This window comes from Sphingomonas sp. UYAg733 (genome assembly GCF_054057355.1).
This window is the reverse complement of sequence record NZ_JBSRZE010000009.1, coordinates 136,927-145,281: the sequence shown is the minus strand read 5'-3', so window position 1 is coordinate 145,281 and position 8,355 is coordinate 136,927. Positions and strand designations below refer to the sequence as shown.

Here is an 8,355-nt window from a genome sequence, read left to right as displayed (position 1 = left end):
ATCAAGAACCACGACCGTTCGTCTGGAAGGCCGATCCCGATCACATTATCGCAGCTGTCAGGCGCGGGCACCAAACGTTGGAATCAATCCACTAGATTGAGAATTAGCGCCGGTAAACAGGACTCAGCGATAGACGTCGATCAGCGCGCCGACATAGTCCGGATCGTTGCCGCTGAGCTCCGGCGCGCTGTGCGCCTTGGTGACGGCGCGGCCGGCCGTCTTGTCCGGCATGCCGTAGATGAAGCCATAGACCGGATAGACGGTGCTGCCGAGGCCGTCCGTGTCGCGGTACCAGACCTTGACCGCGCTCCAGTCATTGTCGGCCGACACGTCGGTCAGGGTCACGTCCTGCTCGGCATGGCCGCGCTCGCCATTCTGGCGCGACCAGTTGGCATGGGTGACCATCAACACACGCTTGGTGACGACGCGGCTGATCACCGCGACATGGCCGAGGCGCAGTCGCGCGGATTGGCGAAAGACAATGACCGCCCCGATCTTCGGGCTGTCGCCGCGCCGGTATTTGCCCTCGGCCGCATCCCACCAGGTCCAGGCATCGCCATAGATCTGGATGCCCGACGCGGCGCGCGCAAAGGGCACGCATTCGCCGACATAGTCGAGCAGGGATGTTGCGCCCACGGGGGTGCTGACGGTCGAAACCGCGACGGCGAGCCATACAAGGCGGGAAGATAAGCGTCCCATACCGGCAAATCCTTGCCGGTTTCGCGTGGTGAAAGCGTTGGGAGGCGTGGTTTAGAAGCTGCTTACCATCATATCCGATCGCCTCGAACGCGACATGGGCCTGCCGACATCCCTATCGTCATCTGGCCACGGGTTTTTCGAAGTCCATGCCGGATCCCCTCGCCCGTCGCACCGTATCGACATCTGCTTCGTTGCGAGCATCGAATTCCGCCCATTCGGTCTTGGTGAGGCAGAAGGGCCGCGACAGGATCGTGCCGGTCCCGACTATCGGGCGGCAGGTTTTCTTTTCCTTCGCCGGCTTGGCGCGTGCGGTGTCACTTGGCTGTTGCGCCATCGCCGACGCGGCGACGCACAGGCCAGTGACAAGAAACAGCAGCACTGACAGACTCCGCATGGCGAAACTCCCTTGAACAGGGCGTCGGGCTAGCTCAGTGGCGCTGGGCGGCAACTGAATGTCGGTCGAGCGTCGGTTTTCACCGGTCGAGCGTCGGGATGGTGGTTGCCAGGGTCAGCCCTTGTTCTGCTGCCGCTTGGCCATGAAGGCGAGCCGTTCGAACAGCATCACGTCCTGCTCGTTCTTGAGCAGCGCGCCATGCAGTGGCGGGATCGCCTTGGTCGGGTCGCGGTTCTGCAGCACTTCGAGCGGCATGTCCTCGTGCAGCAACAGCTTCAGCCAGTCGAGGAGTTCGCTGGTGCTCGGTTTCTTCTTCAGGCCGGGCACGTCGCGAACGTCGTAGAAAATGTCCATCGCCTTGTTGACCAGGATTTTCTGGATGCCAGGGAAATGGACGTCGATGATCGCCTGCATCGTGTCGCGATCCGGGAATTTGATATAATGGAAAAAGCAGCGGCGCAGGAACGCGTCGGGCAATTCCTTTTCATTGTTCGAGGTGATCACGACGATCGGGCGCTCCGCTGCCTTCACCGTCTCCTTGGTTTCATAGACATGGAATTCCATGCGATCGAGTTCCTGCAACAGGTCGTTGGGGAATTCGATGTCCGCCTTGTCGATCTCGTCGATCAGCAGCACCGGCGGCTTGGGGCGGGTGAATGCCTCCCATAATTTGCCGCGGCGGATATAGTTTGAAATGTCGTGGACGCGCTCGTCGCCCAATTGGCCGTCGCGTAGCCGGGCGACAGCGTCATATTCGTAAAGGCCTTGCTGCGCCTTGGTGGTGGACTTGATGTTCCACTCGATCAGCTCGGCGTCGATCGCCTTGGCGATTTCATAAGCGAGGACGGTCTTGCCGGTGCCGGGTTCGCCCTTGACCAGCAGCGGGCGACGCAGCGTGACCGCCGCATTGACCGCGACTTTCAGATCGTCGGTCGCGACATAACTCTGGGTGCCCTCGAAGCGCTTCATGCCGCAATCCCGTTTCATTTGAATACCGGGTTTGGCGATAGAGGGAATAAGTGTCACCGCGCAAGCGCGCGATTCAAGACTTACAGATGATTGCGTGCGCTCGCCCGGGCGTCGAGCAGATCCCACAGCCCGCGATGCTGGGCGAGCAGCTGCTGCGCGCCGAATGCCATCGCGCGTTCGACGCCCGGGGTTTCGCCGAGCGAGGCGGCAACGGTGGCGATCTCGGCCTCGATCGGCAGCGCCCAGGGCGGGGGGGTGACGCCGAACCGGTCGGCAGCGGCGTCCAGCGTGACGCGGATCGCTTTCCAGTCGAGTACCAGCGCGATCGCCGCCCCGGTCGCGCAGCCCGCGCGTTCGGACTGGGCGAGCATTTCCAGCGCGTGACGCTGACCGACCACTGCCGCTTCGGATTCGGCCTGGCCGGGGGTCGAGGGCAGGGGGCCGGCAGCGGCGGTAAGCGTAGCGAGATAATTGCGCTCGACCGCAAAGCCGTCGGCCGCCTCGACCAGCCAGTCGAGCGCGCGCGGCTGTGCGTTGCGGATCGCGGCAAGATCGATCATGCCGGGGTGTGCGCCGTGGAGCGCGCACAGCGTATGGACGCAATCGGCGAAATCGCGCACCGCGACTTGCCGCATGGCAAGGATTCGCGGCATCGGGTGCATCGCGCTGCCATCGGCGTCGGCGAGCAGGGCGATGACCCCCCAACCGCTGTCGCGCCTTACGCTGTGTGCCGAATCGAAAGCCATGTTTTCCCGAGCACCTGTGTGCGCGAGCCGGACGATACCGGCTCGAACCCCTTTGTCGGGTCATGGCATATACCGAAGCACGTAAAGACCTGGTGTATTAGCGATTAAGCCTGTCTCAACCAAATACCTGGGGCAGATTACCGGGACAGATTGTCCGGATCAGGCCGTTCGGCGAGGATCGGTCAAGCGGCCTGTTGCGAGACGATCATCGCCGATACCGCCTCGATCGCCGCACCGCGTCGCAGTGCGGCCAGGCCGATCCGCACCGCCACCGGCTCGCCGCGATTGACCAGCAGCGTGCCGGCGACCGCGCGGGGGTGACCGCCGGCGATCATCTCCTCGATCGATTCCGCCACCGCAACGCGCGAGGCGATGTCGAGCAGCGTCACGAAGCGGACGCTGGACAAGGCCTCGATCGACAAGCCTGAAAGACCGGCGAGCGGTGCATCGGGCTGGTCGATATAACCGCGCAGGTTGATCCGCGCACGCGCTACCCCGGGGATCGCGGCGATCGTCTCGCTGGTCGCGCGCCGTTCGGCCTCGGCGTCGCGCAGATCGCTGGTGACGGTCACGTCATGGACCAACAGCGCCACGCCGCCGGGATGCGGCTTGATCGCGATCGTCAGGCTGCGATTACCATAGCGTGCCGAAGGGAGGTCGAGCGATTCATCGAGCCCGGAGGCTGCGACGCGGTAGATCGCCTCGGCCAGGAAAAGTCGCGCTGCGTCGGGCCCGATCAGGTCGATTGCCCGGCCCGGTTCGACCGATGCGCCAAAGTAACCGCGCGCGGACCGGCTGGCCGCGGTGATGCGCAGATCAGCATCGGCGATGATGACCATGTCGTCGACCGCATCGAGCAATGCGGTGATACCCATGTCGCGATCACCGGCGCCGACGGCGTGCGGGGCGCACAGCGCGTCCATCACATCGACCGAGGTGAGGATCAGTCGGGGTCGTCCGCGATGCAGTATATAGATTGGCGAGCGCATCGCGCGCTCCTGCCAGATGCCGAAATGGCGGACGAGATCCGATGCGGTGACAATATGATCACGGGGCGGATCGAACGGGATGATCTCAGCGGGTGTGTTCATGCCATGATTGAGACCCTCCAGATCGCCGGACGCAAGGTAATTCGTCCAAAGTGGGCAAGCATTGCTACATGGTTGCCAGATAAATCATCCATAACGGACCAAGTTTATTGGGAAACGGCGCAGGGATCGTTGATCCTTTGTCGCAAAATATGGGTTCCACCGCCGGCACATGTTCCATGACGGTAAAGATACGTGCCCTACAACCGGATAACGGCAGGGAAAGCGGCATGCGCCGGGTACCCCGACCGAGGCCCGATTGGACCGGCGCACATCCCGCGCGTCGGCGAGGCGGGCCGGCACTTCTTCCCAATAGGGGATGTGCGGCCCCGGCGGAAGAATGGTCCCCTTCCGCCGGGGTTTCATTTGCGCTTGCTGACCGAAAGTCGCTCGACCCGCCGCGCTATGCGAAAGAGCCGGCCGGGGGCCTGGTTGGCACCCCGTCCGGCTCTACGCTGCCGCCACCGGCAACTTGGATTGACGTGCCGGTTGTTCGCCGGAACGATCGATTACTGGTCGAGGAAGCTGCGCATTTTCCGCGAACGGCTCGGATGCTTGAGCTTGCGCAGTGCCTTGGCTTCGATCTGGCGAATACGCTCGCGCGTCACGCTGAACTGCTGGCCGACTTCTTCCAGCGTGTGATCGGTATTCATGCCGATGCCGAAACGCATGCGCAGCACGCGTTCCTCGCGCGGCGTCAGGCTCGCCAGAACCCGCGTGACGGTTTCCTTGAGGTTGGCCTGGATTGCCGCGTCGACCGGAATGATCGCATTCTTGTCCTCGATGAAATCGCCGAGATGCGAATCCTCCTCGTCGCCGATCGGCGTTTCGAGGCTGATCGGCTCCTTGGCGATCTTCATCACCTTGCGAACCTTTTCGAGCGGCATCGACAGCCGCTCGGCCATTTCCTCGGGCGTGGGCTCGCGGCCTTGCTCATGGAGGAACTGGCGGCTGGTCCGCACCAGCTTGTTGATCGTCTCGATCATGTGCACCGGAATACGGATGGTGCGCGCCTGATCGGCGATCGATCGCGTGATCGCCTGGCGGATCCACCAGGTCGCATAGGTGCTGAACTTGTACCCGCGGCGATATTCGAACTTATCCACCGCCTTCATCAGGCCGATATTGCCCTCCTGGATCAGGTCCAGGAACTGCAGGCCGCGATTGGTGTATTTCTTGGCGATCGAGATGACGAGGCGCAAATTGGCCTCGACCATTTCCTTCTTGGCGATACGCGCCTCGCGCTCGCCTTTCTGGACCATGTTGACGATGCGGCGGAACTCGGCGAGCGACATGCCGGTCGCCTGGCTGATCTCTGCGATCTCCATGCGGATGCGGTCGACCGCGTCGGTTTCGTTCTCGACGAACGCGGTCCATTTCTTGTCGAGCTTGCCCAGGCCGGCAATCCACTGCTCGTCCAGCTCATGGCCGATATAACGATCGAGGAAATCCTTGCGCGGCACCTTGTGACGCTCGGCCAGGCGCAACATCTGGCCGCCCAGCGCGGTCAGGCGCCGGTTGAAGGCATAAAGCTGATCGACGAGATATTCGATCTTCGCATTGTGGAACTGGACGCTCTCGACCTCGGCGGTCAGGTCTTCGCGCAGCTTGTGATATTTGCGCTCGTCCGCGCTCGACAATTCGCCGCCCGCGCCCATTGCTTCGAGGCGCGACTGCTGGACCTTGGAGAATTTCTTGTACAGCGCGGTGATGCTCGCGAAGCGCTCCAGCGCCTGCGGCTTCAGCTGCTCTTCCATCTGCGCGAGGGAAAGAGTGTTGTCCTCCTCCTCGTCATCGGACGGACGCGGCGTGCGCCGCTCCTGCATCGAATCCTCTTCCTCCTCGGCGGGCGCCTCTTCGGGCTCTTCTTCTTCCTTGAAGGATGGGCCGGCGGTCTTTTCGGAGATTTCGCCCGATGATCCGTCATCGTCGTCGCTGAGCGATTCGGGCGCGGGGTCCTTGGACAGCATTGCGTCGAGATCGAGGATCTCGCGCAGCTGCATCGTGCCTTCGTTCAGCGCGTTCGACCAGTCGATGATCGCGTTGAAGGTGATCGGGCTTTCGCACAATCCCAGGATCATCGTGTCGCGGCCGGCCTCGATGCGCTTGGCGATGGCGATTTCGCCCTCGCGGCTGAGCAGTTCGACCGCGCCCATCTCGCGCAGGTACATGCGCACCGGATCGTCGGTGCGATCGATGATCTCTTTCTTCTTCACGTCGAGCGCGGGCGCGCTTTCCTCGGCCGTGTCGACCGATTCGACTTCGTCCTCGGCCTGCTCATTATCTTCGCCGTCTTCGCCGGCCTCGTCATTCTCGACGAGGTTGACGCCCATTTCGTTGAGCGCCGACATGACGTCTTCCAGCTGATCGGAAGACATCTGGTCCTGCGGCAGCGCTTCGTTGAGCTGCTCGTAAGTGATGTAGCCACGCTTTTTGGCGCGCGCGACCAGCTTCTTGATCGACGCGTCGTTCAAGTCGATCAGCGGAGCGTCGCTGTTTTCGGTCGTGTCAGCGCCGTCCGCCATATCAGTCTTCGCCATTAATTGCCCTCGGTACTAAAAGCCCTGGCGTCTTCGTTCGCCTGCACCAGATTTGCAAGTCGAGCGTCGAGCGCCTGTTGTTCCTTCACCAGCGCGCTTTGCCGTTCGAACGCCGCGCCCAAATCGAACGCAGCATCGGAATAACGCGCTTGCATCGTCGCCGTTGCCTCGGCCAGTGCCGCATCCACTTCAGGTCGAGCCACCAGGATCGCGATTGCCTCGTCGAGGTCGTCGCGTGCCCTTTCCGGCTCTGCATCCTTTTGCGTAAACGAACACGATAATTGATCGGCCCGCAGCAGGTCGTGCGCGATTATATCAAATTCAGATGACGCCAATATGGTGAGAAGGCCCTCGCTATCAAGCGCCCCGCCATTATTTGCGTCTTCTACCGCCAAATCTATCACCGCTTCGAACAATCGCCCAAGCGCGCCATCGGCCAGTTTCAGCGATCCGAGTACCTCCATATGACGCGCGATTTCGGCTGGATGGCGGATCAGGCCGGCGAGCACAGCCTTGGCCAGGATACGGTCGATGCCGGTGACGCCGACACCCTTTACGCGCTCAGAGACGGGACCGATCGGCGCTTTCCACTTGTCCCTGGGGCCACCACGCTTGCCCGGCACGAAGGGCGGGCGGGGCGTCCATTCCTTGCGTTCGCGCTCATAGAGCTTTGCGAAGCGGCGGCGGAATTCGGCGAGATATTCGGTGCGCACGTCCTGATCGGCGATCGCATTGGCCAGTTCGGTGAAGCGGCGCTTGAACCCGGCTTTTTGTTCGGGGGTGTTGAGCGGCTCGGCGGCAAGCTCATGCGACCAGAGGCGATCGACCAAAGGTTCGGCTGCCTGGATCAGCGCCTCGAACGCGGCTGCGCCCTTGGCGCGGACCAGATCGTCGGGGTCCTGGCCTTCGGGTAAAGTCACGAAAGCGAGGCTGCGCCCCGGGCCCAGCATCGGCATGGCGCGGTTGGCGGCGCGGATCGCCGCCTTTTGCCCCGCCGAATCGCCATCGAAGCACAGGATCGGCACATCGGACAGGCGCCACAGCCGTTCGAGCTGCGCTTCGGTCAATGCGGTGCCAAGCGGCGCGACCGCCTCACCAAAGCCCGCTTGGGCGAGGGCGATGACGTCCATATACCCCTCCACCACCAGGATGCGGTTCGCCTTGCGGCTCGCGGCGGCGGCCTTGTCGAGATTGTAGAGTGTGCGTCCCTTATCGAAGAGCGGGGTCTCGGGCGAATTGAGATATTTCGGCTCGCCGTCTCCGATGATCCGCCCGCCAAATGCCACGGTGCGGCCGCGCGGATCGCGGATCGGGATCATCAGCCGGCCGCGAAAGCGATCATACGGCTCCTTGCCCTCGACCGAAATCAGCAGGCCGGATTCGACCAGCAGCGGGTCGCCATAATCCTTCAGCGCGTCTTTCAACTTACCGCGCGAATCGGGCGCGAAGCCAAGCGAGAATTCTTTGGCGGTCGCCGCCTTGATGCCGCGCTTTTCGAGGATCGCGCGCGCTTCGGCGCCGGCGATGCCGTTAAGCTGATCGGTGAACCATCCCGCGGCGTCGGCGCAGACTTCATGCAGGCCCTTGGCGCGTTCGGCCTTTTCGACCGAACGCGGGTCCATCGCCGGCAATTCCATTCCCGCTGCCTGGGCGAGTTCCTTGACCGCATCCATGAACGGCAGGCCGCGCTGGTCGGTCAGCCATTTGATCGCGTCGCCATGCGCCGAGCAACCGAAGCAGTGATAGAAACCCTTATCGTCGTTGACGTAGAAGCTCGGCGTCTTCTCGTTATGGAACGGGCAGCAGGCGCGATATTCCTTGCCCGCCTTTTGCAGCTTGGTGGTGCGACCGATCAGCGCCGACAGCAGGGTGCGGCTGCGCAGTTCGTCGAGAAATTGCGGGGAGAGGCTCACCTTCCT

7 protein-coding genes are annotated in these 8,355 nt (G+C 62.7%); all 7 read right to left on the bottom strand.

What is annotated here, in order from left to right:
- Positions 1–123: 123 nt before the first annotated feature.
- The 7 genes from ACVWZA_RS15620 to dnaG all read right to left on the bottom strand — a co-directional run bounded on the left by ACVWZA_RS15620 (position 124) and on the right by dnaG (position 8,349).
- Complete coding sequence (locus ACVWZA_RS15620) at positions 124–699, bottom strand: CHAP domain-containing protein (RefSeq protein ID WP_457312176.1); 576 nt, start codon at positions 697–699, stop codon at positions 124–126.
- Positions 700–817: 118 nt separating this feature from the next.
- Complete coding sequence (locus tag ACVWZA_RS15615) at positions 818–1,093, bottom strand: hypothetical protein (RefSeq protein ID WP_457312175.1); 276 nt, start codon at positions 1,091–1,093, stop codon at positions 818–820.
- A gap of 114 nt (positions 1,094–1,207) precedes the next feature.
- Positions 1,208–2,062 carry an AAA family ATPase gene (locus ACVWZA_RS15610; protein ID WP_457312174.1) on the bottom strand — a complete coding sequence of 285 codons (855 nt, stop codon included), beginning with the start codon at positions 2,060–2,062 and terminating at the stop codon, positions 1,208–1,210.
- Between the two features lie 80 nt (positions 2,063–2,142).
- Positions 2,143–2,808: a DUF6975 family protein gene (locus ACVWZA_RS15605; RefSeq protein ID WP_457312173.1), complete on the bottom strand. Its 666-nt coding sequence runs from the start codon at positions 2,806–2,808 to the stop codon at positions 2,143–2,145.
- 182 nt (positions 2,809–2,990) lie between these two features.
- Positions 2,991–3,899: a hypothetical protein gene (locus ACVWZA_RS15600; protein ID WP_457312172.1), complete on the bottom strand. Its 909-nt coding sequence runs from the start codon at positions 3,897–3,899 to the stop codon at positions 2,991–2,993.
- Between the two features lie 506 nt (positions 3,900–4,405).
- Positions 4,406–6,436 (bottom strand): RNA polymerase sigma factor RpoD, encoded by a 2,031-nt coding sequence (rpoD, locus tag ACVWZA_RS15595; RefSeq protein ID WP_457312171.1) that lies wholly within the window; start codon positions 6,434–6,436, stop codon positions 4,406–4,408.
- A complete protein-coding gene (dnaG, locus tag ACVWZA_RS15590) occupies positions 6,436–8,349 on the bottom strand; it encodes a DNA primase (protein ID WP_457312170.1) in 1,914 nt (637 codons plus the stop codon). The genes rpoD and dnaG overlap by 1 nt, the downstream gene beginning before the upstream one ends.
- Positions 8,350–8,355 lie beyond the last annotated feature (6 nt).

Bases quoted from the DNA above. Each gene is read 5' to 3' on its own strand.
- ACVWZA_RS15605 (WP_457312173.1), bottom strand. From the start codon at position 2,808: ATGGCTTTCGATTCGGCACACAGCGTAAGGCGCGACAGCGGTTGGGGG.
- ACVWZA_RS15610 (WP_457312174.1), bottom strand. From the start codon at position 2,062: ATGAAGCGCTTCGAGGGCACCCAGAGTTATGTCGCGACCGACGATCTG.
- ACVWZA_RS15615 (WP_457312175.1), bottom strand. From the start codon at position 1,093: ATGCGGAGTCTGTCAGTGCTGCTGTTTCTTGTCACTGGCCTGTGCGTC.
- ACVWZA_RS15600 (WP_457312172.1), bottom strand. From the start codon at position 3,899: ATGAACACACCCGCTGAGATCATCCCGTTCGATCCGCCCCGTGATCAT.
- ACVWZA_RS15620 (WP_457312176.1), bottom strand. From the start codon at position 699: ATGGGACGCTTATCTTCCCGCCTTGTATGGCTCGCCGTCGCGGTTTCG.
- rpoD (WP_457312171.1), bottom strand. From the start codon at position 6,436: ATGGCGAAGACTGATATGGCGGACGGCGCTGACACGACCGAAAACAGC.